This window comes from Mucilaginibacter sp. McL0603 (assembly GCF_049992945.1).
Lineage (GTDB): Bacteria > Bacteroidota > Bacteroidia > Sphingobacteriales > Sphingobacteriaceae > Mucilaginibacter.
The window spans coordinates 5,601,071-5,626,884 of the sequence record NZ_CP188251.1 but is presented as its reverse complement, the minus strand read 5'-3'; the positions used below and the strand labels follow the sequence as shown (position 1 = coordinate 5,626,884).

The 25,814-nt window shown below is 41.5% G+C and carries 23 protein-coding genes; 16 read left to right on the top strand and 7 right to left on the bottom strand.

All coding sequences use genetic code 11. The annotated features are described in order from the left end of the window. Positions 1 to 97 precede the first annotated feature (97 nt). Positions 98 to 364, top strand: a complete 267-nt coding sequence (locus tag ACPPVU_RS25740; protein ID WP_426669605.1) for a hypothetical protein — start codon at positions 98 to 100, stop codon at positions 362 to 364. Positions 365 to 412: 48 nt separating this feature from the next. Here the strand turns inward: ACPPVU_RS25740 and ACPPVU_RS25735 are convergent, their stop codons facing one another. Beyond that, entirely contained in the window at positions 413 to 2,131 is a 1,719-nt protein-coding gene (locus ACPPVU_RS25735) for an FAD-dependent oxidoreductase (RefSeq protein WP_426669604.1), read from the bottom strand. 166 nt (positions 2,132 to 2,297) lie between these two features. Between ACPPVU_RS25735 and ACPPVU_RS25730 the strand changes: the two genes are divergently transcribed. Together ACPPVU_RS25730 and ACPPVU_RS25725 are read left to right on the top strand one after the other, a co-directional pair. Continuing rightward, on the top strand, positions 2,298 to 2,822 hold the full coding sequence (locus tag ACPPVU_RS25730) for a YfiT family bacillithiol transferase (protein ID WP_426669603.1): 525 nt from the start codon (positions 2,298 to 2,300) through the stop codon (positions 2,820 to 2,822). A 2-nt stretch (positions 2,823 to 2,824) separates the two neighbouring features. Further along, positions 2,825 to 3,457 carry an HAD family hydrolase gene (locus ACPPVU_RS25725; protein WP_426669602.1) on the top strand — a complete coding sequence of 211 codons (633 nt, stop codon included), beginning with the start codon at positions 2,825 to 2,827 and terminating at the stop codon, positions 3,455 to 3,457. A 5-nt stretch (positions 3,458 to 3,462) separates the two neighbouring features. Here the strand turns inward: ACPPVU_RS25725 and ACPPVU_RS25720 are convergent, their stop codons facing one another. The 4 genes from ACPPVU_RS25720 to ACPPVU_RS25705 all read right to left on the bottom strand — a co-directional run bounded on the left by ACPPVU_RS25720 (position 3,463) and on the right by ACPPVU_RS25705 (position 6,460). Continuing rightward, positions 3,463 to 4,275 (bottom strand): hypothetical protein, encoded by an 813-nt coding sequence (locus ACPPVU_RS25720; RefSeq protein ID WP_426669601.1) that lies wholly within the window; start codon positions 4,273 to 4,275, stop codon positions 3,463 to 3,465. A gap of 64 nt (positions 4,276 to 4,339) precedes the next feature. Then, a complete protein-coding gene (locus ACPPVU_RS25715; protein ID WP_426669600.1) occupies positions 4,340 to 4,555 on the bottom strand; it encodes a DUF2442 domain-containing protein in 216 nt (71 codons plus the stop codon). 113 nt (positions 4,556 to 4,668) lie between these two features. Continuing rightward, positions 4,669 to 5,394 carry a YebC/PmpR family DNA-binding transcriptional regulator gene (locus ACPPVU_RS25710; protein ID WP_426669599.1) on the bottom strand — a complete coding sequence of 242 codons (726 nt, stop codon included), beginning with the start codon at positions 5,392 to 5,394 and terminating at the stop codon, positions 4,669 to 4,671. 115 nt (positions 5,395 to 5,509) lie between these two features. Continuing rightward, positions 5,510 to 6,460, bottom strand: coding sequence for an NAD-dependent epimerase/dehydratase family protein (locus tag ACPPVU_RS25705; protein ID WP_426669598.1), 951 nt, complete (start codon positions 6,458 to 6,460; stop codon positions 5,510 to 5,512). A gap of 280 nt (positions 6,461 to 6,740) precedes the next feature. Here ACPPVU_RS25705 and ACPPVU_RS25700 point away from each other — a divergent pair, with 280 nt between their 5' ends. The 6 genes from ACPPVU_RS25700 to crtD all read left to right on the top strand — a co-directional run bounded on the left by ACPPVU_RS25700 (position 6,741) and on the right by crtD (position 12,607). Beyond that, entirely contained in the window at positions 6,741 to 7,748 is a 1,008-nt protein-coding gene (locus tag ACPPVU_RS25700; protein WP_426669597.1) for an aspartate-semialdehyde dehydrogenase, read from the top strand. Positions 7,749 to 7,827: 79 nt separating this feature from the next. After that, positions 7,828 to 8,607 carry a hypothetical protein gene (locus tag ACPPVU_RS25695; RefSeq protein ID WP_426669596.1) on the top strand — a complete coding sequence of 260 codons (780 nt, stop codon included), beginning with the start codon at positions 7,828 to 7,830 and terminating at the stop codon, positions 8,605 to 8,607. Positions 8,608 to 8,621: 14 nt separating this feature from the next. Beyond that, positions 8,622 to 9,389 (top strand): hypothetical protein, encoded by a 768-nt coding sequence (locus ACPPVU_RS25690; protein ID WP_426669595.1) that lies wholly within the window; start codon positions 8,622 to 8,624, stop codon positions 9,387 to 9,389. Between the two features lie 129 nt (positions 9,390 to 9,518). Next, positions 9,519 to 10,412 carry a LysR substrate-binding domain-containing protein gene (locus ACPPVU_RS25685; RefSeq protein WP_426669594.1) on the top strand — a complete coding sequence of 298 codons (894 nt, stop codon included), beginning with the start codon at positions 9,519 to 9,521 and terminating at the stop codon, positions 10,410 to 10,412. Positions 10,413 to 10,505: 93 nt separating this feature from the next. Further along, positions 10,506 to 11,060 (top strand): type 1 glutamine amidotransferase domain-containing protein, encoded by a 555-nt coding sequence (locus ACPPVU_RS25680; protein ID WP_426669593.1) that lies wholly within the window; start codon positions 10,506 to 10,508, stop codon positions 11,058 to 11,060. 74 nt (positions 11,061 to 11,134) lie between these two features. After that, positions 11,135 to 12,607, top strand: a complete 1,473-nt coding sequence (gene crtD / locus ACPPVU_RS25675; RefSeq protein ID WP_426669592.1) for a 1-hydroxycarotenoid 3,4-desaturase CrtD — start codon at positions 11,135 to 11,137, stop codon at positions 12,605 to 12,607. A gap of 23 nt (positions 12,608 to 12,630) precedes the next feature. On the opposite strand, the gene ACPPVU_RS25670 is transcribed toward crtD, so the two are convergent. Both ACPPVU_RS25670 and hemH read right to left on the bottom strand, forming a co-directional pair. Then, positions 12,631 to 14,034 carry a B12-binding domain-containing radical SAM protein gene (locus ACPPVU_RS25670; RefSeq protein ID WP_426669591.1) on the bottom strand — a complete coding sequence of 468 codons (1,404 nt, stop codon included), beginning with the start codon at positions 14,032 to 14,034 and terminating at the stop codon, positions 12,631 to 12,633. 98 nt (positions 14,035 to 14,132) lie between these two features. Continuing rightward, positions 14,133 to 15,176: a ferrochelatase gene (gene hemH / locus ACPPVU_RS25665; protein ID WP_426669590.1), complete on the bottom strand. Its 1,044-nt coding sequence runs from the start codon at positions 15,174 to 15,176 to the stop codon at positions 14,133 to 14,135. Between the two features lie 96 nt (positions 15,177 to 15,272). On the opposite strand from hemH, the gene ACPPVU_RS25660 reads away from it, so the two are divergent. The 7 genes from ACPPVU_RS25660 (at position 15,273) to ACPPVU_RS25630 (ending at position 25,812) form a co-directional block, all read left to right on the top strand. Further along, complete coding sequence (locus ACPPVU_RS25660; protein ID WP_426669589.1) at positions 15,273 to 15,695, top strand: hypothetical protein; 423 nt, start codon at positions 15,273 to 15,275, stop codon at positions 15,693 to 15,695. 128 nt (positions 15,696 to 15,823) lie between these two features. Then, positions 15,824 to 16,294: a ribosome assembly cofactor RimP gene (rimP, locus tag ACPPVU_RS25655; protein WP_426672231.1), complete on the top strand. Its 471-nt coding sequence runs from the start codon at positions 15,824 to 15,826 to the stop codon at positions 16,292 to 16,294. A 3-nt stretch (positions 16,295 to 16,297) separates the two neighbouring features. Continuing rightward, on the top strand, positions 16,298 to 17,533 hold the full coding sequence (nusA, locus tag ACPPVU_RS25650; protein WP_426669588.1) for a transcription termination factor NusA: 1,236 nt from the start codon (positions 16,298 to 16,300) through the stop codon (positions 17,531 to 17,533). Positions 17,534 to 17,595: 62 nt separating this feature from the next. After that, positions 17,596 to 20,541 carry a translation initiation factor IF-2 gene (gene infB, locus ACPPVU_RS25645; RefSeq protein ID WP_426669587.1) on the top strand — a complete coding sequence of 982 codons (2,946 nt, stop codon included), beginning with the start codon at positions 17,596 to 17,598 and terminating at the stop codon, positions 20,539 to 20,541. A gap of 471 nt (positions 20,542 to 21,012) precedes the next feature. After that, a complete protein-coding gene (locus tag ACPPVU_RS25640; protein ID WP_426669586.1) occupies positions 21,013 to 21,774 on the top strand; it encodes a hypothetical protein in 762 nt (253 codons plus the stop codon). Between the two features lie 105 nt (positions 21,775 to 21,879). Next, positions 21,880 to 24,645, top strand: a complete 2,766-nt coding sequence (locus ACPPVU_RS25635) for a TonB-dependent receptor (RefSeq protein ID WP_426669585.1) — start codon at positions 21,880 to 21,882, stop codon at positions 24,643 to 24,645. A gap of 6 nt (positions 24,646 to 24,651) precedes the next feature. Beyond that, complete coding sequence (locus tag ACPPVU_RS25630) at positions 24,652 to 25,812, top strand: DUF4249 domain-containing protein (RefSeq protein ID WP_426669584.1); 1,161 nt, start codon at positions 24,652 to 24,654, stop codon at positions 25,810 to 25,812. The last annotated feature ends 2 nt before the right edge of the window (positions 25,813 to 25,814 follow it).

The following is a 25,814-nucleotide window of genomic DNA, read 5'->3' as shown; positions in this document are numbered from 1 at the left end:
AAACCTGTAAAAGGGAAAAGCTGAAAACCGGTAAAAGAGTAAGCACCCGATAAGCCGAAAAGGGATCTTATAGAGTAGGCCAAAAAAAATGTAGCACATGAAAACCGAACAAAGGGCACATGTTGAGAAAAAAGTAGCTTCTGTGAAAGCACATTACGCCCAACTAAGAGCAAGCCATGATGATTTTGATAATCTTCTAAAGCTCATTTATCGAAAGGGGTACACTACTCCTGCTGAAGCAATTTTTACGATAGGGATGATCGAAGCCATTGAGGTAGCGACACTCGGATTGGTTCAAATGCACCAGGCGCTCATGAATGGCGCAAAAAATGTGGTAGCGGAACAGGAAGCAGTACATGCCTGAAGAATATACTGCGGGTGTTTGCAAACACCCGCAGTATATATAATTTGCTTAGTTCACAATCCTTCCGCTCAGGTCAACCGTTTTTGCAAACGGATTTAGATATCTGTTGGCTAAAACAGCAAATTCAAGTCTTGTTACCGGGCGGTTCAAATCAAAGCTGCCTGTCAACCCAAATTGTGTTGCCCAGAATTTTTGTACGTATAGCTGCAAAGTTTTAGGATCTGTCAATGTATAATCACTTATCAGGGATAACAGGTTACCCAGTGTGAATTGAGCACCGGGTTTTTCTTTATTGAACCATAAAAACCCTCGCGTATATATTTCTGTCAGGGTAGGTTGTATTTCTTCAGTTTTTACAATATCATCCGGTTCAAAATGTATCTCGATGTTGTTGCCGTTGGTTTTTTGGATACCCCTCAATAAGCCCGTCGCGCACACTTGTTGTATCGCCCTGAAATAGTGACTCTTTTGAGGGATATCCGTAAAGGGAAGAAGGTACCCTTTATAATCCAGGATCTCGCCCTGAATTACTCTTACGCTGAGGTGCCTGGTAGTGGTTTTGAAAAATGCACAATAGGCGGCTATTGCACCAACACCCTGGCCTAATGTCATTTGGACAGATGGATTTGCTGTACTGGCATTTACATCTTTGCTTACCGAAAGGGCTTTCTCAGTTATTAATAGGTTATCCACATCCTTTAAAACCACTGAACCTAGAGGAATAGAATAAGCAGGAAAAGGTTTTTCTGCAATACCTGCTGGAACAGCATCTCCAACAGCAATTGATGTTCGGTATAGTTTTGACTCCCGGTCGTATGGTTTATAAATATCATCTAAAACCATTTTTACAGCACCCTTTGTTAGTTTGCACTCGATGACATAAGGCATTGGCGGCAAATGGTCAGGTGTGCCAAATTGATCGTCCAAACCTAAATTTTTATACCCTGATTCTGTTTGCAGATAATAAACTAAACCCAGCGTACGCAGCCTTGCACTTTTATATAGTTCATCCCCGGTACCCGGTTTTGGCTTGTCACTACCGAGCCAATTGATCATGTATTTATCATTCGGTATACTTGCATCTTTCAACATTTGCCTGGTATCTTTTCCCTTAAGCCAGGCATATAATGCCGGATCATATCCTTCGGGTTTGGGTATATTTTTATTTGCATTCCGACCGAAATCTTTCAAAATAGCTATCCAGATAATGTTTTCAGTTGCCTCGTCAAACTGCGCTCCCGCTTTTGCCGCTACCTCACCAGTATCTGTACCATCAATCACAATTTTGGCATCTACTTTTAATATCTCGCCATTTACAGTGATTGTGACTTCCCAACCTGTTCCGTCTTTTTTAATACCTGTCCATGGAGTATTTAGTTTGACGGTGAGGTTTTTTACCGTGTCGGTCATCTTTTTTAATATTCCCGCCGCAGTATAGGGTTCAAATCGCAGAATAGAATTATGCGTGGTATCGTAGCCTAATCGTGGCCTGTAATAATCGGTTACTCTTCGGCGGAATTCCCCCCATATTCCCGATGGTAAATTACGGTTAGCATCCAGTACGCACATACCGCCCATGGTCATGCTGCCGCCAAGCCAGGGGCCGGGTTCAACAAGTAATGTTTTTACTTTACTCCGTGCTGCTTGTATAGCCGCCGCCACACCGCTGGCGCCACCGCCAATTACCAATACATCGGTTTTGATGGTCTCCGCATGGGCAAATGAAAAAGCAAATAACAACAGGGGAGTTAATAATTTTCTGATCATCGGTTTTAATAAACAATGTGTAAACGCTAAATTATATTAAAGCTTGTCTATCACAAAAACAATCGCAGTTTGCCTGCCTGTTTAAAATTTTGAGAATTGTGATCTTGGCAATTAAATGTAAAATAGGTTAAATTGCGGACTAAATCAACTCACATCAAACTAAACTATGACTGACGAAGAGCTAAGATATCCAACCGGGAGATTTAAAACGCCTGTGTCCTATACACAACATGCGATAAATGGCTGGATAAATGATATCAAAGTATTACCAGGTAAATTACGTAATGCGGTGATAGGTCTGACCGAAAAACAATTGGACACACAATACCGCACAGGCGGGTGGACTATCCGGCAGGTAGTACACCACGTAGCTGACAGTCATATGAACTCGATCATTCGTTTTAAATGGGCACTGACAGAAGAAAACCCCACCATAAAAGCATATGAAGAAGCCGACTGGGCATTATTGCCTGATTATCGTTTGCCAATTGAGTCGTCTTTAAAATTATTGGAAGGAATACACCAGCATATGGTGGCCTTATTTGAAAATTTTACCGAAGAGCAATGGAACCGCACGTTTGTACACCCCCAATCTGGAGATACGGTGCCGCTTAAACGTAACCTGGCAATATATGCCTGGCACGGAAAGCATCACCTGGCACACATCACTGAAACTATAAAGCACTTTTAGTTTTGAAAGCAGACGGATTAATATTCGACCTTGATGGCACGCTTTGGGATGCGTCGGCCTCATGTGCAATGGCCTGGAATAAGGCTTTAGAGAATAAGGGAGTAAAGGATTTTGTGATCACTCAACAGTTGGCCCATTCATTTGCCGGGAAACTGATGGATGATATCTTCAGTCGATATTTTACCTTTTTACCCCCCGATCAATACAATGATATGGCAGCGGCTTATGCCAAAGAAGAGAAATTTCATATGAAAAAGTTCGGAGGCGAGCTTTATCCGGGTGTAAAAAATCAACTGGAACTATTATCAGAAAAATATCCACTGTTTATTGTAAGCAATTGCCTTACAGGATATATCGAAAATTTTCTTGACCAGCATCGACTAGGCAATTTGTTCGCTGATTATGAATGTATAGGCGTAACCGGCAAACCGAAAGCCGAAAATATAGAGATGATCATTTCCCGGAATGAGTTGCGTAATGCTGTGTATATTGGTGATACTACGGGAGATTTTGAAGCCGCTAATAAAAATAACCTGCCTTTTATTTATGCTGAATATGGTTTTGGTGAAGTTGTTGATGCACCGTATGCAATTAATAATTTTACAGAACTGGAAGAGGTATTGAAGAAGATATAAAAGATTTATTCACCCTCTTTCGGCTTGATATTCTTCATATTGAAGCGGGGCTTGTAAGCAGGCTTGGCTTCGGTATTTTCGGCAGACTGACCTGCAGCAGGTGTTTCGTCCTTTGGTTCTTCGGTTTTTTCCGGAACTGGCTGAGTGGTTTTGGTAACCCCAGCTTTAAATTTCGGTTTAAATCCTAGCGCAGGTTTGGGAGTTTCTTGTTCCCGCTTTTCAGTCGGTGTTTCAGAAGGTGCAGATTCAGTATTTGAAGGCTCAGCTGACTTTGTAACCCCAGCCTTGAATTTTGGTTTAAATCCTATTGCTGGTTTTGGCGTGGCTTGCTCTGGATTTTCAATCGGTGTTTCAGAAGGAGCAGGTTCTGTATTTGGTGATGGCTCTGCTGATTTAGTAACTCCTGCTTTAAACTTAGGCTTGAATCCTATAGCGGGTGAAGGAATAACTTGTTCAATATTTTCGACAGGCTTCTCTGGAATAAGTTCGGGATTTGATATTGTTTCAGCCGGTTTTGTTGCCCCTGCTTTAAAACGTGGTTTAAACCCCACATTGGCTGATGAAGGGGTTTCCGATAAAGTTTCATTTATCGTTTGCTCGGCCAAAGGATTTTCGATCGCTACTTTTTCAACCTTAACTTCCGGTGGGGCCGGGAAACGCAATCTTAACTTGTTGAACCAGTATTTTTTGGTGTGGTCAAAACTTTTTTCACCCATCTGTTCGAAGTGAACTTTAAATTCAGAAAAAAGAGAGGGTTCACCCTGTTCAAGGGAAACCAGGCTGATCTTTTTCTTCTGAAAAAATTCTTCGAATGTCATCTTTTTAGATTTACAATTAAGGAAAAATATGAGATATTGCCGTTTCCTATATTATGTACGCCATCTAATAGCTTACGTCTATATCTAATTTATTGAAGTGGATTCCTTTGTCAGTTTGCTTCCAGTCTTCACGCTCTTCATCGCTCGCATTCAATAGTTTAGGGAACCATTCCAATGGAAAAGCCTGTTTTTTTCCATCAGGTTTCTCAACAAAAAGTATCCCGTTAGAAAACGTGACCTTTACTTTTTTTTCTTCCTTACGTGAACTGAAAAGAGGCATAATGTCTGAACCTTGATTTATACGATTAAAGGATTCCCCTGATTCTCATCTCATAACTTAATCCAACTCAATCAACCAATTCCGAAATCGGACTTCCGAAATCCGAAATCAACTCACTCCGCCATATTATGGTATACCGCCTGCACATCGTCATCCTCTTCTAGTTTGTCGATCAGCTTCATTACATCGGCGACTTGTTCTTCTGTCACTTCATGGAATGATTGCGGAATACGCTCCAGTTTTGCTGATTTCACTTCGATCCCTGCTTCTTCCAAAGCTTTCTGCATTTTGCCAAAATCCTCAAATGCTGTATGAAGTACAGCAATATCATTGCCAGTTTCGTCAGCTTCAACAAACAAATCTTCTAAGCCGGCGTCTATCAGTTCTAATTCCAGTTCTTCCAGGTCGCGGTCGCCAGGTTCAAAAGTAAAAACAGACTTACGCGTAAAGATAAAATCAAGCGAGCCGGTTTTGCCTAAAGCGCCACCTGTTTTAGTAAAGTAACTGCGTACATTGGCAACAGTACGGTTGGTATTATCAGTAGCAGTTTCCACCAATACGGCTACGCCATGCGGTGCATAGCCCTCATATACAATTTCTTCGTAATCTTTTTCATCACGGCTCACGGCCCTTTTAATAGCAGCTTCAACACGGTCTTTAGGCATGTTAACGGCCTTGGAATTTTGCACGGCCGTCCGTAAACGCGAATTGGTATTCACATCGCCACCGCCGGCCTTTACCGCCATTACAATTTCTTTACCTAAACGGGTAAACTGAACCGCCATTTTGGCCCAGCGTTTAAATTTTCTTTCTTTTCGGAACTCAAATGCTCTTCCCATTTTTTTAAAAGTCAATGGTCCATGGTCTATTGTCCATGGACTCAGCTAATATAATACTTGTTTCTTTTATTTAACGTAATAAAGCCCTTTTGCCTTTATCCTTTCACCCTTCACCTCAAATTACGTTTTTCAAATTCTTCAGCATGTCTTCTGTCATCGGGGCCAGGTCATATTCTAATTTCCAACCCCAATCCTGTTGTGCATAGCTATCATCGATTGATTTTGGCCAGCTATCGGCTATCGCTTGTCGTGGGTCGCTTGCTGCATAGCTGATCTCAAACCCGGGGATCGTTTTCTTTATTTCATCCGCTAATTGCGTCGGTGTAAAGCTAATACCTGCCAGGTTGTAAGACGAACGTATGCTCAGTTTTTCTGGTGGTGCATCCATCAGCGTAATAGTAGCACGTATGGCATCATCCATATACATCATCGGCAACGCGGTATTGGCTGATAGAAAACTTTCATAACGGCCTTTTTTCAATGCTTCATGAAAAATATGCACCGCATAATCTGTAGTACCACCACCCGGATTTGCCCGCCAGCCTATTAATCCGGGGTAACGGAGGCTCCTTACATCCAACCCGTACTTATTATAATAGTATTCACACCAGCGCTCGCCTGCCAGTTTACTAAAACCATAAACCGTGTTCGGGTCCATCACGCAATATTGTGGCGTATTTTCCTGTGGCGAATGCGGTCCGAAAACGGCTATCGAGCTTGGCCAAAATACTTTTTTGGTTTTAAACTCAACAGCATAATCCAACACTTGTATTAACCCGGTCATATTAAGGTCCCAGGCCATTTTTGGTTTTTGTTCGCCTACGGCAGATAAAATAGCTGCCAGCAAATAGACCTGCGTAGGCTGATGTTTGGTAAAAATATGATGTAAATTATCTTTATCCAGTACGTTCACAAGCTCAAACGGCCCACTGTGCCGGATAGCATATATTGGACTATTGATATCCGAAGCAATAACCTGCTCGGCGCCGTGAATATTCCTTAAAGCGTTGACCAGTTCTGTCCCTATCTGGCCATTAGCGCCGATCACTAATATCTTTTCGCTCATGTAAATTCAGTTAATGCGCAAAGGTAGATTTTTTTGTCTGAACAGGAATTGACGATGCCGGTGAATTTATAGAATTTGAAATTATTAGCATTGTTTTTACAATTAATTAAAATTTGGCCTCGCTATGGTCCAATAAATTAAGATTCAGACAATTCGAAGTGGGATGTGTTTAATAAAAGCGAAAAAAATCGGATATTTGGGGTTCAATTAATTACATAATAATTTAAAAAATGAAACCTCCGAAGGAAGCTTCATTACAAATCAAAAACAAATCATTATAATGAAAGTCGCAGTTGTAGGTGCCACAGGATTGGTGGGCACTAAAATGTTGCAGATTCTTGAAGAACGCAACTTCCCGGTAACAGAATTGATTCCCGTAGCTTCAGAAAAGAGTGTTGGTAAAGAAGTAACATTCAAGGGTAAGCAGTATAAGGTGGTTTCTGTTGAGGATGCGATAAAACAAAAGCCCGACCTTGCTTTATTTTCAGCAGGCGGGAGCACATCACTGGCACAGGCGCCTCTTTTTGCCGAAGCCGGGACAACTGTAGTAGATAATTCATCAGCATGGCGCATGGACCCAACCAAGAAATTGGTAGTGCCCGAAGTAAACGCCGATGTACTGACAGCAGAAGATAAAATTATTGCCAACCCAAATTGTTCAACCATACAAATGGTAGTGGCTTTAAAACCACTTCATGATAAATATAAGATCAAAAGGATCGTTGTTTCAACTTACCAATCTGTAACAGGTACCGGTGTAAAAGCTGTTGACCAGCTATTTAACGAACGTAAGGGGATTGACGGCCCAAAAGCTTATCCATACCAGATCGACCTGAACGTGTTACCGCATATCGATGTATTTACCGACAACGGTTACACTAAAGAGGAAATGAAGATGATCAAAGAAACCCAGAAGATCATGGGTGACGACAGCATCAAAGTTACCGCTACTACAGTACGTATCCCGGTTGTCGGTGGTCACTCAGAATCTGTAAACATTGAGTTTGCAAATGATTTTGATCTGGCAGAAGTAAGATCAATTTTGGAAAAAGCGCCCGGTGTATCGGTAGTTGATGATGTAGCTAACCTGAAATACCCGATGCCTTTGGATGCACACGAAAAAGACGAAGTATTTGTAGGCCGTATACGCAGGGACGAAAGTCAGGCAAATACACTGAATTGCTGGATCGTATCTGATAACCTGCGTAAAGGTGCAGCTACCAACGCAGTGCAAATAGCAGAGTACCTGGTTGCCAATCATTTGATAGGCCAGCCTGCAGAAGTGTAAAATTTTTATTCGGATAATAAATTTGATAGGGATGATCGTTGATTATCCCTATTTTTATTTCCGGACTTTTACCTGTATCATGAAACCTCTAAACCTATTCCTGCTAACACTTTTGTGTTTTATTACTGTTGACCTGTCCGCTCAAAAGCCTAAAAAAATCAAAGATGATCTTCTCCAATCGTTTAGGGAAATTGATTGTTGGAACGCGCAAAAATCAACTGATAGTATAGGCGAAGTATACGATTCATTAGCCCGGGCAAATGATAATTTTTATAAAAAATTGAAATTTTATGGCGAAAGGTATCCGTTCACAATCGAGGAAAGATTCCCGGTGGAAGGATTGAGCTGTACATCGTCTGACGGCCTTTTTAAAATATATTCATGGGACACCGACCTCGGGGGTTTACAGCACACTTTTAAAAATGTTATTCAATATAAATGGGGAGAGCGAACCAATATAGTATTGGATACAACCCGAAACGGGAATAATTATGTTTGCAAATATGATAGACTTTACACATTGATTGTGGGCAACAAAACCTATTACCTGGCTACTTACTTTGGGATTTTCTCACTAAATGCAAGGGGAGAAGGGATGAGGATATTTACTATTGAAAATGGGAGATTAAATGATAAGGTAAAGCTCATAAAAACCAAAAGCGGACTAACTAATAAATTGTATTATTCCTACGATCAGCATCTTACAAATTCAGATAATATGAGTGAAATTACGCTTGAGTATGATCCTAAGGCAAAAACAATAACATTCCCCCTGATTGCTGAAAATATGTGGGCAACGGAAACGTACATTACCTACAAATTCAATGGCCAGTATTTTGAGAAAGTAAAAGGCGAATAAAGATCTTTAATACCATGAAAACGTTAAGCCTGGTTCTATTTAGTTTTTTGTGCTTCATTAGTTATGATCTATCTGCTCAAACACCTAAGCAGATAGAGGATGATCTTTTAAAATCATTTAAGAAGATTGATTATTGGAGACGATCAGATTTATATAGTAATGATACAAGCAGATATAACCCTGATTCACTTGGGGAAGAAAATGATAAATTCAGTAAAAAATTAATGTACTATACATCTAATTTCCCATTTACGCTTACACAGCCATTTAAATCCTTTGATTTTTCCGGATTAGGAATGATTGGGTCAGCAGATGGCAGATTAAGAATTTATTTCTGGGATACCGGAATGGGCGGCACACAAGTTGCCTATGAGAATGTGATTCAATATAAAAAAGGACAAAATACAAATTCAACTGGAGGGGCTAATACGGCTTATGATACGATATACACCTTGAAAAGGGATAGAAGGACATATTATCTTGCTATTTATTCTGCTAAAATGAGCAGTCAGGAATATATACATGGTGTGCAGGTTTTTTCAATTGAAAATGATACGCTGAATGACAATGTGAAACTTATTAAAACCAAAACTGGACTGCATAGCAATATTGAGTTTAATTATATTGACAACTCTGATGGTTCTGGAGAATTGGCTGAAATAGGTTACGACGAAAAATCTACAATTTTAAAGATACCTGTGGTTTTAGAAAATGGAAGGGCGAATGGAAATTTCATAACTTATAAATTTACAGGTCAATATTTTGAACGGGTGAAGAATTAAATAATCTTACATTAGCGCAAAAATTAATAAACTTGTCATTGCGAGGGACGAAGCAATCGCGAACTATACAGGGCGGACATGCACAGTCTGCGATTGCCACGCTCTCGCTCGCAATGACAATCTGAAAAAATGATCTCATTTGCTCACCGTGTTTTTATGGAAGTAGCTGCCAATTTGAGTTTCTCAAAGGCGGCTCAGGTGTTGTTTGTAACACAGCCCGCCATCAGCAAGCATGTAAAGGCTTTAGAAGATCAGTATAAAGTGCCATTGTTTGAACGCAAGGGAAATAGTATTCTGTTAACCGAAGCTGGCAAACGCCTGAATGAATATTTATTACAGGCTACTGAAATTGAGCGTAAAATCGAATATGACCTGTCCGTTCTAAGTAATGTGTCACAGGCAGCAGGTCATTTGCGGCTTGGCGCCAGTACCACCATTGCGCTATACATTTTACCATCCATACTTTCCGGTTTTCAGCGCGAATATGCTAATGTGCATGTGCAACTGGTTAACCGTAACTCGGAATATATCCTGAATGCATTATTGAACCACGAAGTAGACATCGGTATTATTGAGGTAGATAACAAGCTGACAACCGTTTCTTATAACCCATTTATGAGCGATGAGGTAATTCCGGTTTGTTCATCAAAAAGCCCGCTGGCGGGTAAATCGCTGACCATAAAACAGCTTTTGAAAACTCCGGTTGCACTGCGTGAACGGGGATCAGGTACTTTAAACGCCTTGTTGAAAGCATTGTCTGATCATCATATTAAACCAGCCGACTTGTCTGTTAAAATAAGACTGGGCGGAACCGAGGCCTTAAAGAATTTCTTACTGGCCGACCAATGCCTGGGCTTCATGCCGCGTCCCTCGATCATCCGCCAGCTGGCCGAAGGTGACCTGGTAGAAGTACCTATAGAAGGGTTAAAAATAACCCGTGATTTCTATTTCATCCGTCGCAAAGGAACCGAAGACTTCGGCCTTACCAGCAACTTTATGAAATATGCCCTGCAATACGTATAAAGGCAATATTTCTGAAAAAATCAAAAACCTTGCTTCCTGCCAAACGTAGTTTATAGAAAGAAATTTAATTTTCAATTAATAAACACAGATATTATGGCAAGTTTAAATGATCGTAAGGTAGCTATCCTTACAGAAGAAGGATTCGAGCAAGTAGAATTAACAAGCCCTAAGCAAGCATTGGAAGCCGCCGGGGCAAAAGTGGATGTGATCTCACCCAAAATGGGCAAAATAAAAGCCTGGAATGAAACGGAGTGGGGCATCGAAATTAATGTGGATAAGCAGTTGAGCGAGGCAAACCCTAATGATTATGATGCACTTATACTGCCGGGCGGTGTAATGAACCCGGACAAGCTGAGACAAAATAAAGAAGCTGTGGCGTTTGCATTCTCATTTTTAAAAGACGGTAAACCAGTAGCCGCCATATGTCATGGACCGCAACTATTAATAGAAACCGGACTGATAAGCGGACGCACAATGACATCATACCCATCGCTACAAACTGACCTGAGAAATGCCGGTGTACGTTGGATAGACCAGGAGGTAGTGGTAGATAATGGTTTAGTAACCAGCCGCACTCCGGCAGATCTGGAAGCGTTTAACCAAAAAATGATCGAAGAGATCCGTGAGGGCGCTCACCATCACGCATAACAATAAAATAGCAATTATTAGAGGCAGGGTTAAAAACCCTGCCTTTTTTTGCGTATCGGGTTTATATTTGCCACATGCCTCAAAAAAAAGCTGTGATCATTGGTGCCGGAATAGCCGGGATAGCAACAGCTGTCCGGTTGGCGGTAAAAGGCTACCAGGTTGAGGTTTTCGAGGCTAATAATTATGCTGGGGGAAAGATAGCTGAGTTTGAACAAGACGGCTTTCGGTTTGATGCGGGTCCGAGTTTGTTCACCATGCCGCAATATGTGGATGAGTTATTTGAGCTTGCTGGTAAAAAGCCGTCACAATATTTCAGCTATCAAAAGCTGGATACATTATGCCAGTATTTTTATGAAGATGGCAGTCGGTTAACTGCTTATGCTGATGAAGAGAAATTTATAAATGAAGTTGAAAAACTGACCGGTGATGCGGACGCTATCCGAAAACACTTAGAAAACAGTAGCCGGATCTATCAAATAAGTCGTCCTATATTTCTTGAGCAGTCGCTGCATCGCTTAAAAACCTATTTTACTTTTGACGCTGTACGCGCGTTGTTCCGATTACCTAAATTAGACACTTCCCGCACAATGCACGAGGCTAATAACAGCCTTTTTAAGGACGAGCATATGGTGCAATATGCCGACCGCTATGCTACCTACAACGGATCAGACCCTTACCAGGTGCCCGCTACCCTAAATGTAATACCGCATTTGGAACATCATTTAGGAGCATACTTCCCAGAGAAGGGAATGTATAACATTGTGAGCAGCCTGGTACAGCTTGCAGAATCAATTGGAGTTAAGTTTCATTATAATTCACCGGTTGAGAGAGTCATCCTAGAAAATAAAAAACCAATTGGTATAAAAATACGTGATTGTATTATTGAGGCTGATATTGTGGTGTCTAATATGGATGTCTGGTTTACGTATCATAAATTATTGAGCGATCATTCTCATCTTTTCCCCAAGAAAACACTGAACCAGGAGCGAAGCAGTTCTGCACTGATATTTTATTGGGGAATCAAAAAGAAGTTTGAGGAGCTTGATCTTCATAATATCTTTTTCAGCACCGATTATAAAACAGAATTTGAGCATATCTGGCAAAAGCAAACTATCCATCATGATCCGACGGTATATGTCAATATCAGCTCAAAATTTAAACCCGATGATGCACCTCCCGGTTGCGAAAATTGGTTTGTGATGATCAACGTCCCGGCAAACAAAGGACAGGATTGGGGCCAACTAATAAAAGAAACAAGAACTAATATACAAGAAAAGCTATCCCGTATTCTTAAAACGGATATTGCTGATTTAATTGTAGCCGAATCTGTACTTGATCCAAGGTCAATAGAAAACCAAACATCCTCTTACCAGGGCTCTATTTATGGTTCCAGTTCAAACAGCCGCTTCGCAGCATTTTTACGCCACGCCAATCGTTCAGTCAAAATCAAGAATTTGTATTTCTGTGGCGGAAGCGTGCATCCCGGAGGTGGGATACCATTGTGTTTATTGTCAGCGAAGATTGTGAGTGAGTGGATAAGATTGTAATAGGGCTATAAGATATTTTTAAACTACGGATGTGTTTGTATTTCGGGCAGTATGTTCGTCTTGTCAATGCCTTTTACTTTTGCCAGTACGCCTTCAAGCAGCGGTAGCGTATTATTAAGGTTTTTTGTTTTTATCAAAAAATTCCAGACAGCCTCGAATTTTTTCCATCCGCCCGCATAAAAAAAATGTTTCAATTTATGAGTGTGCAACTCATGTTTAAGACTGGCCTCAAAAATATTATTCCATTTATAAAACTGCTTATATGCCCACTCATAACCATTGGTTAGCTCATCGGCTGTGAGTTTTTTTGTTTCAAAAACCACATTTCGTGTATTATACATATCCCAGTTGCGGGTAAGTATTCTGTCCTGTTTTTCCATACTTCTGAATAGTTCAGTGCCGGGATAAGGTGTCAGAATATGATAAGTTGATGTAGTGATCGCGTTTTTGACTCCCCAATCCACTGTTCTTTTGAAAACATCTTTATCATCCTCATCAAGGCCAAAAACAAAGCTACCGTTTATCATTATCCCCAACGAGTGCAAACGGTTAACTGCTTTTGTATAGTCTTTTTCAAGGTTTTGTTTTTTGTTGCTTTGTTTAAGATTTTGAGGAGAAAACGTTTCGAAGCCCACAAAAAGACTTCTCAGGCCTGCTTCAGCTGCCTTTTCGATCAGGTTCCCTCTTAGTATAGAATCAACAGTAGCAGCACCCTGAAAAAGCCGGTTCATTCCCTTCATACCTTCAAACAAGGCTTCACCAAATAGGGCATTGCCCAGTAGATGGTCATCCAGAAAATATAGATGTCGTCCAGGTAACCTGTCAATTTCTGCGAGCGCATCGTCTACTTCCTGCGTATAAAAGGTGCGGCCACCTTCAAAAAAGGCATCCTTATAACAAAAACTGCAATGATGCGGGCAGCCCCTCGTTACTACAATTGAATTGGGTACCAGGTACAGGTGTCTTTTGATCAAATCCCTCCTTATTGGCGGCACTTTTTCGAGCGTTCGTATAGCGGAACGATAAACCTTTTGCGGTTTTTTATTTTTGAAATCTTCTAAAAATTTAGGAAAGGTATCTTCCCCAGGGCCTAGAAAGATTGTATCGGCGTGCGGAGCAGCCTCCAACGGAAGTGAGGTTACATGCAGGCCTCCTAAAATCACGTATGAGCCCATTTTGCGATAATGATCAGCCATTTGATAAGCACGGTAGGCATTAGTAATATAGACTTGTATCACAACAAGATCGGGTCTGTCGTCAAGGTTAAGCTTTTCGACATGCTGATCCTGCAAGTCGATCTCATCATCAGGCGCAAGATAGGCTGCTAATGTGGCCAGCCCTAAGGGAGGAAACAGAGAATATTTAATGGGGCGCCAAAAAGGATTTTCGGCTTCTGTTAAAGCCGGAAGGATCATTTTTACTTTCATCTTTATCTATTAAAAGTACTTTTAAATACAAAGTAAATTAAATTAATTTAGATCTCCAATAAAATGATGCGCTAAATGCAATAAATTTTAAAATGAATTTAGGCGAGTGAAGCGGGGTTATTGTTAGTTTGCCTGACTAGCTGTTCCAACGCATCGATCCATAGCGGCGAATCATTCAAACTCTCCACCAATTGTACATGCTCGCCGCCCAATGCTTTAAACTCGTCACCGTATTCTGTGGTCACCTCATATACGGTTTCAAGGCAATCAGCTACAAATGCCGGGCAAAATACCAAAAGGCGTTTTTTGCCCTCTTTTGCTAATTTGGCAACAACCTCACTGGTGTAAGGCTGTACCCATGGGTCGCTACCAAGGCGAGATTGGAAACAGATGGTGTACTTTTCCTTTGGGATATTTAATTTTTCAGCAATCAGCCTTGCAGTATGATACGATTGTGCAGAATAACAAAATTTATTGGCTTCGGTAAGGGTCTGGCAGCAATCGGCTACTTTTAAACAATGGCTGTGCGTATGATCTGATTTGATCATCTGGCGTTGTGGCAGGCCATGAAAGCTGAATAAAATATGATCGTAAGTTTCAGGCCGATATTTCAAAGCATTATCAACAAAGGCTTCGATCATCAACTTGTTATCATGGAAAGAATTTATAAAAGATATTGTTGGGGCTGTGGGCCATTGGCCAACTAATCCCATTACCTTTTCATAAACAGAACCAGTGCTCGCTGATGCATATTGAGGGAACATAGGTATTACCCGGATATCATCGACCAAAGCTGCCTTCAACCTTTCTAAAGCCGATTCGATATTCGGGTTTTGATAACGCATGGCAAGTTCGACAATGTATTGATCACCCAGGCGCTGCTGTAATAATTGCTGTTGCAATTTGCTGTAATGCAATAAAGGGGAACCGGTTTTATCGTCCCATATCTTTTGGTACAATTTAGCTGATTTTGGTCCGCGGGTAGGCACAATAATGCCCTTTACCAATAATGTGCGCGCTAACGGGTTGATATCAATCACGCGGGGGTCCATCAAAAATTCACGAAGATAACGGCGTACATCTGCAGTCGACGGACTATCAGGTGTACCCAGATTAACCAATAAAACTCCTTTTTTGCCCATAATATAGAGCTGCAAAAATATAATAAAGTATCGTGTTTACAGTAGTTTAAATATCAGCCGAATGTTATTTTGAAGGTTTGCTTACCTTTATCGGAAATGAGAAGAATCGGCTTATATTTATTACTGGTAATTTCCATAGGATGTACTAAGAAGCAGGCAAAACTAAACCTGACAATAAATCTTATAGATAGTAATCGTTCTGTAAAAATAAGTGGATTTGATAAAGCGGTTATTGCTGATATCGCCAGGGATACTGCCAATAATATCGGGCAAAGTTTGCTGCCTGTTTACAAAATGCCTGCTGACACGGACATGAAAGATTACCAGCAGGAGCAACCCGGTAAATACAAGTTTGCTGATACTTCAGTAGTTTTTACGCCCGATACCCCCTTTAAAAGAAAGCAAGCATACTTTTTGCGTTACTACCCGCATAATGAAAGTGAAGATGCCTGGCAATATATTAGGGACAAAAAGCGCCCCGGAACATTAGGCCATAAAGATTTGGTTTTTAGCTACTAAAAAACGAGCAGGCTATTGAATTTGAAATAAAATTTGTATATTTGCAGCGTAATTAAAAGAATTAGAGGGGGCCGTAGTCCCCTCTTTTATTTTACCTAAAAAAAATCGCTGCCCAAAAGTAACGGATGATGAATATTGAAAAAAGGGTAACCGAATTGGTTGAAGAAAAAATATCCGCTGAAGGGCGGACCGATCTATTTTTAGTGGATGTAAAAATGCATTCAAACGGAAGGCTGGTAATACTTGTTGATGGTGAAAAGGGGATAGGCATTGCCGATTGTGCGCAGATAAGCCGTCACGTAGGGTTCCATTTGGAAGAAGAAAATGTGCTGGAAGATGCTTATAACCTGGAAGTTTCATCTCCGGGTATTGATGCACCACTGGTATTGCCCAGGCAATATGTGAAAAATGTCGGCAGGCAATTATCCATTAAATTGGCTGATGGCAGTAAAAAAGAAGGTAAATTAACAGGAATAACGGAAGATGCCGTTATTATAGAAGAAGTGAATAAAGAAAAAGGGAAAAAGGCCGAAACAATAGAAGTTGTGGTGCCTTTTTCACAAATAACAGAAACAAAAGTTTTAATATCATTCAAGTAAAAAATGAGCAATATTAATTTAATTGAGTCTTTTCAGGAATTTAAAGATTTCAAGAACATTGACCGGCCAACTATGATGAGCGTACTGGAAGACGTTTTCAGAAGCATGATCAGGAAAAAGTATGGTAATGATGAGAATTGTGACGTGATCGTGAACACTGATAATGGTGACTTAGAGATCTGGCGCACACGTACCGTTATGGAAGATGGTTTTTCAGAAGATGATGATCTGGAAATTGAACTTGCAGAAGCAAAAACATATGATCCGGATTTGGAAGTGGGTGATGAATATATAGAGCAGATCACGCTGGAAAGTTTTGGTCGCCGTGCAATATTAGCTGCACGCCAGACCCTGGTTTCTAAGATCCTTGAATTAGAGAAAGACGAAGTATTTAAGAAATATAAAGACCGTGTAGGTGAAATAGTAACCGGTGAGGTTTACCAGGTTTGGAAAAAGGAAACATTGGTACTGGATGATGAAGGCAATGAGCTATTATTACCAAAATCAGAACAAATACCTGCAGATTACTTTAAAAAAGGCGATAATGTAAAAGCGGTAGTGAGCAAGGTGGATATGCTAAACAGCAATCCAAAGATCATTATTTCGCGTACAGCACCTGAATTTTTACAGCGTTTGTTTGAACTGGAAGTACCGGAAATATTCGACGGACTGATCACCATCAAAAAAATTGTACGTGAACCGGGCGAAAGAGCAAAAGTAGCTGTTGAATCATATGATGACCGTATTGATCCGGTTGGTGCCTGTGTGGGTATGAAGGGATCTCGTATACACGGTATCGTACGTGAGTTGAAAAATGAGAATATTGACGTAATTAACTTTACCAATAATTTACAACTATATATACAGCGTGCTTTATCTCCGGCCAAAATAACATCTATTAAGCTGGATGATGAGAAAAAAACAGCCGCAGTGTATTTAAAACCAGACCAGGTATCATTAGCTATCGGTCGTGGCGGACATAATATCAAACTGGCAGGTAAATTGACAGGATATGAAATAGATGTTTATCGCGAAGCAGATGAGCAGGATGAGGACGTGGATATTGAAGAATTCTCAGACGAAATAGAAAGCTGGATCCTGGACGAATTTAAACGTATCGGTCTGGATACAGCGAAATCAGTACTGGCTTTAACCGTTAATGAGTTGGTTAAACGTACTGATCTCGAAGAAGAAACTGTTAAGGAAGTTTTATCAATTCTGCAAGCTGAGTTTGAATAAACAGGAATAAGCAAAATTAAAATCGTATTTTTGCAGCAATAAAGCAGAGAAAGTAATAATAAATGTCAGACGACAAATCTATAAAACTATTTAAAGCAGCAAAGGAGCTGAACATTGGTACAGGTACCATCGTTGATTTTTTGGGTGGAAAGGGATTCAAGCTCGAAAAGCATCCCAACACCATTCTCGACGGTGAGATGTATAATACCCTGCTCAAGGAATTTGCTGCGGATAAAATTATTAAGGAAGAGGCCAAGCAGATAAGTATTGGGAAGATAAGGAAGGAAGAGCCTGGCCATATTCCTGAAAAGCCAAGTGAAACACGCCGCTCAAGGGATTTTGAAAATGAAGAAATTCTGATCAAAAATAGCGGGCATTTTACAGCTCCGGTTGAAAAACCGAAGCCAGAGCCTGTTAAGACCGAGGAGCGCAGTGATATAAGTTTACCTGGTGTAAAAGTAGTTGGTAAGATCGATCTGAATGCACCGTTCCCTGCTGCTGAGAAAAAAGAAGAGCCGGTAGTTGCTAAAAAAGAGATAGTTCCGGAAGTTAAACCAGAACCAAAGAAGGAAGAAATAGTAACACCACCACCGGCACCACCGGTTGTAAAAGCCGTGGAGCCTGAACCTGTAAAAGAGGTAAAGGAAGAAGTAAAAGAGATAAAAGAAGAGCCAGTACCTGTTAAACCGCCGGTTGTTGAAAAACCGGTAGTAGCAGAGACTCCGGCTCCCGTTGCTGAAGAACCTGAGGTTGATGAGGTAATTAGAGCCAAGGCCGCAAGGTTAACCGGCCCGAACGTAATTGGTAAAATACAGTTACCTGTAAACGAACCAAAACGTAATCAACCGATCGCTTCATCGTCAAATACCAATAGTGCTGCTGACCATAAGCGCAAAAGAAAGCGTAAAGATAGCCAGGGAGGCAGTAACCATAATAATCAGCAACAAAATCAACCACCTCAGGGAGTTGTTAATCCCAATCGCCCTGATTTCAGGAACAGGAGTGCAAATACAGGGCCTGCTGGAGGTGGTGGAAACCGTCCTGATTTCAGAGGTAATCGTAACAATACGCCTAACACGCCTAAGGAAGAGCCTTCAGAAAAGGAAATACAAGACCAGATCAAGGCAACACTGGCCCGTTTAAGCGGGGCCGGTAAGTCGGGGAAATTTGCTCAGCGTGCTAAGTTCCGCAGGCAAAAACGTGATGATGTTGCAGCAAGTGCTGAAGAATTGGCATTAGAGCAGGAACTCCAGTCAAAAGTATTGAAGGTTACCGAGTTTGTAACTGCAAACGAGTTAGCTTCAATGATGGATGTTTCTGTTACGCAGATCATCTCCACTTGTATGAGCCTGGGCATGTTTGTGTCAATCAACCAAAGACTTGACGCAGAAACATTAACCATTGTGGCTGATGAATTTGGCTACCAGGTTGAATTTGTAAAACCACAGGACGAAGAAGGTAACTTGGATACTCCGGATAATCCGGAAGATTTGATACCACGTGCGCCAATTGTGACCATTATGGGACACGTTGACCACGGTAAAACTTCATTGCTGGATTTTATACGTAAAACAAATGTTATAGGTGGAGAAGCAGGTGGTATTACCCAGCACATTGGTGCATATGAGGTAACATTACCAGATGATAAAGGAAAAATAACGTTCCTGGATACACCGGGTCACGAGGCGTTTACCGCTATGCGTGCAAGGGGTGCACAGGTAACAGATATTGTAATTATTGTTATTGCTGCTGATGATAGTGTGATGCCGCAAACACGCGAAGCCATAAACCACGCGCAGGCTGCAGGTGCACCTATAATATTTGCATTTAACAAGATAGATCGCCCGGGTGCAAATGCGGATAAGATACGCGAACAATTATCAGCCATGAATATTTTGGTTGAGGAATGGGGCGGTAAATATCAATCGCAGGAGATATCTGCTAAAACAGGCTTAAACGTAGATAAACTTTTAGAAAAAGTATTGCTGGAAGCAGAATTGCTCGAGCTAACAGCTAATCCCAATAAGCGTGCTATAGGTACTGTTATTGAAGCTGCCCTGGATAAAGGTCGTGGTATAGTTACTACTATATTAGTACAGGCCGGCAGACTAAAGGTTGGTGATCCTATACTGGCCGGCTGTTATAGCGGACGTGTAAAGGCATTGACTAATGAGCGGGGCCAGAGAGTTGATTTTGCAGGACCTTCAACACCTGTACAGGTGTTGGGTATGCAGGGCGCTCCAACTGCCGGTGATAAATTTAACGCCCTTGAAAGCGAAGTAGAGGCTCGTGAGATAGCCAATAAACGCCTTCAGTTACAGCGCGAACAAGGCTTACGTACACAGAAACATATTACACTTGATGAGATCGGTCGTCGTTTGGCGGTTGGTAACTTTAAGGAGTTAAATATTATTGTTAAGGGTGACGTGGATGGATCAATCGAAGCACTGTCCGATTCACTGCTTAAACTTTCTACAGAACAAATACAAGTAAACATCATTTCAAAAGCTGTAGGGCAGATATCAGAATCAGATGTATTGCTGGCTTCAGCTTCTGATGCGATTATCATTGGTTTCCAAGTACGTCCTTCTAGTGGTGCACGTAAACTGGCTGAGCAGGAACAGATCGATATCAGGCTTTATTCAATTATCTACGACGCAATAAACGAGATAAAAGCTGCAATGGAAGGCATGCTTGCTCCTACGTTTGAAGAGAAGATTGTGGCTAACGTAGAGATACGCGAAACCTTCAAGATTAGTAAAGTGGGTACAATCGCAGGTTGTATGGTACTTGATGGTAAGATAACGCGTAACAGCAAGATCCGGATAATTCGCGAAGGTGTAGTGATCTACACGGGTGAATTAGCTTCGTTAAAACGCTTTAAGGATGATGTGAAAGAGGTAAATGCGGGATACGAATGCGGCTTAAACATACACAACTTTAATAATATCGAAGTTGGGGATATAGTAGAAGCCTATGAAAATGTAGAGGTTAAACGTAAACTATAATACCTTATATAATAAGCTAATTGAAAAAGGCTCTCCTGATTGTGATCGGGAGAGCCTTTTTTATTTTAGTGATGTTTAACAATTCTGTGGTGTCTCTTAGCCACTTTGTGATACTTTTTGTGGTGATGTCTTACTTGTGCGCTTGCTGCCTGGAAACTGAAAGTTGCCAATAAAATGATAACCAAAACTTTTAAAGCTTTCATAATTAATAATTTGGATTGATTTAGTGTTGCAATTTTTAATTGTTTTACCGTATTTATTGAAAGAACGGATTAATAGTACTAAATACAGTAGAACCAATTAATACGATTCTGAGCGCCATTTGTTATTGTTATTGAAGTTATTTGTGGTAACAACATTGATACAGATAAAGACTTTTTGGTATGTTTTTAAAATAACTATTTGATTTATAACTAAAAGTATAGTATATTCCATCTTTCTCTTTTGTCATAACCAATTTATCCCATTTTAATGAAAAAAAGTCTACTTAAAATAGCTGCCCTGTGTTTTTTGAGCCTGTTTTTTATTGCCAAATCATTCGGACAGACTCCGTTGAATGATAGTTCTTATCTTCAAACAAGCATCACTCAAACCGTTTCAAATTTCTATAAATCAATTGGACAGCAATCAAGATTATATGACGGACACGAATACTTACCATACGATCCGCATACAAAGGGAAACGCCCTTTTTCCATATGATGCTCAGGGTTGGGAGCCGGGAGAAGTGACCTATGATGGCATACTTTATAAAAATGTACCTATGATGTATGATGTTTATAAAGATGCCCTTGTCGTACTTTTATATAATAAGTTTACCATGTTTAGCTTATTAAAAGGCCGGGTACATGATTTTTCTTTCTCCAATCATTATTTTATCAGGCTGGATGCAGATTCAATAAACAATGATAAATCAGGCATCGTATCTGGTTATTACGATCAGCTCTATGGTGGTAAGATTGAGATTTTGGCCAGGAGATCAAAAACTATCCAAAGCGCGCCAAATTCGTCAGTGCTCACTCTGGAGACTTTTTTCACTTCAACAAATGATTACTACCTCAGAAAAGGTAATATCTATTATAAAATCGGCAGTAAAAGTTCTATTCTGAATGTTCTAAAAGATAAAAAAAGTGAGCTTCAGCAATATCTCAAAACTAATAAAATCAAGTATAATGCCAATCCTGATGATGCTATGGCGAAAATAGCAGCCTATTATGATCATTTAACGAATTGAGCAACTTGATCTGTACATACGCACATAAACCAACCATACTTAAGATAAATTGAGCAAGGGAAAGTTCTAAGCTCTAACGAAATCGACTACTGAACCTTTATTCTAATGAAAAAAATTTACTTTTTGGGTCTTCTTTTCCTGTGTTGTTTTAAACTGGCAAATGGCCAGGACGGAGATAAAAAATTGATCAGCGTTAATTTTCAGCAAGCTAAAATCGAGCAATTTGCAAGCGAACTGGAATCAAAGACGGGTTATCATTTTTATTATGACCCGGTACAGCTTGATAGCCTAAAAATAACACTTCAGGCTACTGATAAAACGCTGGATGCAATATTGTATATGGCTTTTAGTAAAACCGATTTTCATTATGCCATCTCACAGCAACAGGTATTTATAACTAAGGGTCGGGAGATAAGAACAGGTTTAACAGCAGGTTTTTTTAATGCGCAACCTACCGCAGCAAATGCGCCCGCGCAAGGAGCAATAGTTGACTATACGGAAGAGTCGAAGAAGGTACCAGAGGCGACGACGGAGAACAAGCTGTACGAGATCGGCATCCGGACGAACAACATCAAGTCGGGGACAGCGAACCTGGCGGGCTATGTGAAGAACTCGAAATCGGGAGAAGGGATCATCGGGGCGAGCATCTATAACCCGGACACCAGGACGGGTATCGCTACCGACCAGTTCGGTTATTTCTCGCTGACCCTGCCGCGGGGACGCCAGACGCTGACGATCAAGGGCCTGGGGATGAAGGACACCAAAAGAAGGATCATTCTGTATTCGGACGGCAAGCTGAACATCGAGATGCAGGAACAGGTGACCTCGCTGAAAGAGGTGCAGATCTCGGCGGAAAAGGTAGCCAATGTACGCAGCGTGGAGATGGGGGTAAACAAGCTGGACATCAAGAGCATCAAGCAGATCCCGACGGCCTTCGGCGAAGCCGACATATTAAGGGTAGTGCTGTCCCTGCCGGGCGTGCAATCGGTGGGTGAGGCTACCACCGGCTTTAACGTACGGGGCGGCTCGGCCGACCAGAACCTGATCCTGCTGAACGATGCCACGATCTATAACCCCTCGCACTTTTTCGGTTTCTTTTCGGCCTTTAACCCGGATATCGTCAAGAGCATCGAGCTGTATAAAAGTACCATCCCGGAGAAATACGGCGGCAGGCTGTCCTCGGTACTGGACGTAGCCGACCGGGAAGGGAACAAAAAGAAATTCACGGGCACGGCAGGCATCGGTTTGCTGACCAGCCGGCTGAACGTGGAAGGACCGATCATCAGGGATAAGACCTCGTTCATCTTCGGGGCAAGGACGACCTATTCGGACTGGCTGCTGACGCTGCTGCCGGAAGCCTACAAGCACAGCTCGGCCTCGTTCTACGACGCCAACCTGGATATCAGCCACCAGATCAACGAGAAGAACAATATCTATATCACCACCTATCTGAGCCAGGATAAGTTCAGGCTGAACAGCGATACGGCCTATGGCTACCGTAACCGGAATGCCAACATCAAGTGGAAGCATAACTTCAGCAATAAGCTCTACAGCGTGTTTATGACCGGGATAGACGACTACCAGTACGATGTATCGAGCTCGGCCAACCCGGTAACCGCCTATAAGCTGAACTTCGAGGTCAAGCAATACGACTTTAAGGCGGACTTTAACTATTACCTGAACCCGAAGAACACGATCAACTTCGGGCTGAGCGCGATCAACTACCACCTGAACCCGGGGGATAATGAACCCAACGGAGAAAAATCGCTGGTGGTGCCGGATATCGTACCGGCGGAACAGGCACTGGAAAGCGCGCTGTATTTGGGCGACAAATATGATGTGACCCCGGAACTGTCGATCAGTGCGGGTATCCGCTACTCGCTGTACGCCTATCTGGGCCCGCAGACGGTGGACAATTACGCGCCGAACCTGCCCAAAGAAGGGGTGAACATCGTAGACAGCACGACCTATGGGAAGAACAAGGTAATCAACACCTATGGCGGCCCGGAGATCCGGCTGTCGGCACGCTACAGTTTGGGTGATAACACCTCGCTGAAGGCATCGTACAATACGCTCAGACAATACATCCACCTGCTGTCGAACACGACAGCGATCTCACCCACGGACACCTATAAGCTGAGCGATCCGAACATCAAACCGCAGTTTGGCAAACAGGCCTCGCTGGGGTTGTACCATAACAACCAGGCCAATACGATAGAGACCTCGGTGGAAGTATATTACAAATGGATATCGGATTACCTGGATTACAAGAGCGGGGCGACGCTGCTGCTGAACCAGCATATCGAGCAGGATGTGGTGGAGACGCAGGGGAAAGCCTACGGGATAGAGTTTCTGATCAAGAAGACAGCAGGAAAGCTGAACGGCTGGATCAGCTATACCTATTCAAGAACCTTCCTGAGACAGGCTGACCCGAATGCAGGCGAGCTGATCAATAACGGCAGTTTTTACCCGGCCAACTATGACAAACCGAATGATTTCAACTTTACCGGTAATTACAGGGTTAGTCACAGGTTTAGCGTTTCTCTGGACTTTACCTACAGCACAGGGCGGCCAATAACGTTGCCAATAGCTAAATATGAATATGCCGGATCGGAGAGGGTTTTTTACTCTGACCGGAATCAGTATCGTATCCCGGATTATTTCAGGACAGATATTGCATTAAATATAGAAGGCAATCACCGGGTGCATCAACTGACCCATAATTCTTGGAATATAGGGGTGTATAATTTGACCGGTCGTGCCAATGCTTATTCAACGTATTTCACCGAACAAGGCGGGGCTATAAACGGATACAAGCTATCCATATTTGCCAAGCCAATACCATTTATCAACTATAATATAAGGTTTTAAATGAGTATGAGCAAGTATTTATGTGCAATATCATTTTCGGCTATGGCAATAACAGCTTGTAAGAAGCCATATGCGCCATCAATTGCAGCATCAAACAGCAATTACCTGGTGGTTGAAGGTGTGATAAACAGCGGACAGGATTCAACTATTATCAATTTGAGCCGTACAGTGAATATTGCAGATACAATGAAAGCCAATCCCGAATTGGGTGCCCAGGTTTTAGTTGAGAGTGATCAAAATATTACTTATTCAATACCAGAGATTGGAAAAGGGAAATATGCATCGCCAGCCTTAAATCTTGACAATACACATAAATATCATCTGTATATAAAAACCTCAGACGGAAAAGAATATGCTTCGGACCCTGAAGCGGTAAAACCTACACCACCAATTGACAGCGTTGGTTTTATTACGCAAAGTAACGGGATACAGCTCTATGTCAACACGCATGATGATAATAATGCCACCCGATATTATCGTTGGGAGTATACTGAAACATGGAACTTCCACGCAAAATACGGGACCAATTACATTACAGACGGCACTAAATTAAAAGTTCGTACAGCCGAGCAGCAGATATTTACTTGCTATGGGAACCAGGTTTCAAGTACTACTTTACTAGGCTCCTCTGCTAAGCTGGCTAAAGATGTAATTTACCAAAGCCCGCTTACACAAGTCGCATCTACATCCGAAAAGTTAGAAACCAAATATAGTATCCTGGTTAAACAATATGCCTTGACAAGTGAGGCTTACAACTTTTGGCAAAACCTTAAAAAGAATACAGAGCAATTAGGAACCATTTTTTCTACACAACCATCAGAAATACCAGGTAATATACGCTGTATTACAAAGCCCTCGGAGCCGGTTGTTGGTTATATAAGTGTGACCAATGTTCAGCAAAAAAGGATTTTTATTACCAACAGCCAACTACCCGCCAACTGGATTGCTGTTTACCCTTATCAGTGTGAATTAGACACCTTATTGTATTGCCATGATAGAGACTGCCAAAACGATGTTGCACTATTTCTGCTTCCGTTGAATACCAGTGAATTTGCAATATATCCAATTGAGTCACAAGGTAAGGATGTCGGTTATCTATCTACAGATGCTCAATGCGCTGATTGTACAATCAGAGGATCAAATAAACAACCATCATTTTGGAAATGAAA

Coding starts and splice junctions, on each gene's coding strand:
- infB (WP_426669587.1), top strand. CDS start 17,596: ATGTCAGACGACAAATCTATAAAACTATTTAAAGCAGCAAAGGAGCTG.
- ACPPVU_RS25740 (WP_426669605.1), top strand. CDS start 98: ATGAAAACCGAACAAAGGGCACATGTTGAGAAAAAAGTAGCTTCTGTG.
- ACPPVU_RS25670 (WP_426669591.1), bottom strand. CDS start 14,034: ATGAAAGTAAAAATGATCCTTCCGGCTTTAACAGAAGCCGAAAATCCT.
- ACPPVU_RS25685 (WP_426669594.1), top strand. CDS start 9,519: ATGATCTCATTTGCTCACCGTGTTTTTATGGAAGTAGCTGCCAATTTG.
- ACPPVU_RS25735 (WP_426669604.1), bottom strand. CDS start 2,131: ATGATCAGAAAATTATTAACTCCCCTGTTGTTATTTGCTTTTTCATTT.
- ACPPVU_RS25640 (WP_426669586.1), top strand. CDS start 21,013: ATGAAAAAAAGTCTACTTAAAATAGCTGCCCTGTGTTTTTTGAGCCTG.
- ACPPVU_RS25680 (WP_426669593.1), top strand. CDS start 10,506: ATGGCAAGTTTAAATGATCGTAAGGTAGCTATCCTTACAGAAGAAGGA.
- ACPPVU_RS25695 (WP_426669596.1), top strand. CDS start 7,828: ATGAAACCTCTAAACCTATTCCTGCTAACACTTTTGTGTTTTATTACT.
- rimP (WP_426672231.1), top strand. CDS start 15,824: ATGAATATTGAAAAAAGGGTAACCGAATTGGTTGAAGAAAAAATATCC.
- crtD (WP_426669592.1), top strand. CDS start 11,135: ATGCCTCAAAAAAAAGCTGTGATCATTGGTGCCGGAATAGCCGGGATA.
- nusA (WP_426669588.1), top strand. CDS start 16,298: ATGAGCAATATTAATTTAATTGAGTCTTTTCAGGAATTTAAAGATTTC.
- ACPPVU_RS25715 (WP_426669600.1), bottom strand. CDS start 4,555: ATGCCTCTTTTCAGTTCACGTAAGGAAGAAAAAAAAGTAAAGGTCACG.
- ACPPVU_RS25705 (WP_426669598.1), bottom strand. CDS start 6,460: ATGAGCGAAAAGATATTAGTGATCGGCGCTAATGGCCAGATAGGGACA.
- hemH (WP_426669590.1), bottom strand. CDS start 15,176: ATGGGCAAAAAAGGAGTTTTATTGGTTAATCTGGGTACACCTGATAGT.
- ACPPVU_RS25700 (WP_426669597.1), top strand. CDS start 6,741: ATGAAAGTCGCAGTTGTAGGTGCCACAGGATTGGTGGGCACTAAAATG.
- ACPPVU_RS25720 (WP_426669601.1), bottom strand. CDS start 4,275: ATGACATTCGAAGAATTTTTTCAGAAGAAAAAGATCAGCCTGGTTTCC.
- ACPPVU_RS25710 (WP_426669599.1), bottom strand. CDS start 5,394: ATGGGAAGAGCATTTGAGTTCCGAAAAGAAAGAAAATTTAAACGCTGG.
- ACPPVU_RS25730 (WP_426669603.1), top strand. CDS start 2,298: ATGACTGACGAAGAGCTAAGATATCCAACCGGGAGATTTAAAACGCCT.
- ACPPVU_RS25660 (WP_426669589.1), top strand. CDS start 15,273: ATGAGAAGAATCGGCTTATATTTATTACTGGTAATTTCCATAGGATGT.
- ACPPVU_RS25630 (WP_426669584.1), top strand. CDS start 24,652: ATGAGCAAGTATTTATGTGCAATATCATTTTCGGCTATGGCAATAACA.
- ACPPVU_RS25690 (WP_426669595.1), top strand. CDS start 8,622: ATGAAAACGTTAAGCCTGGTTCTATTTAGTTTTTTGTGCTTCATTAGT.
- ACPPVU_RS25635 (WP_426669585.1), top strand. CDS start 21,880: ATGAAAAAAATTTACTTTTTGGGTCTTCTTTTCCTGTGTTGTTTTAAA.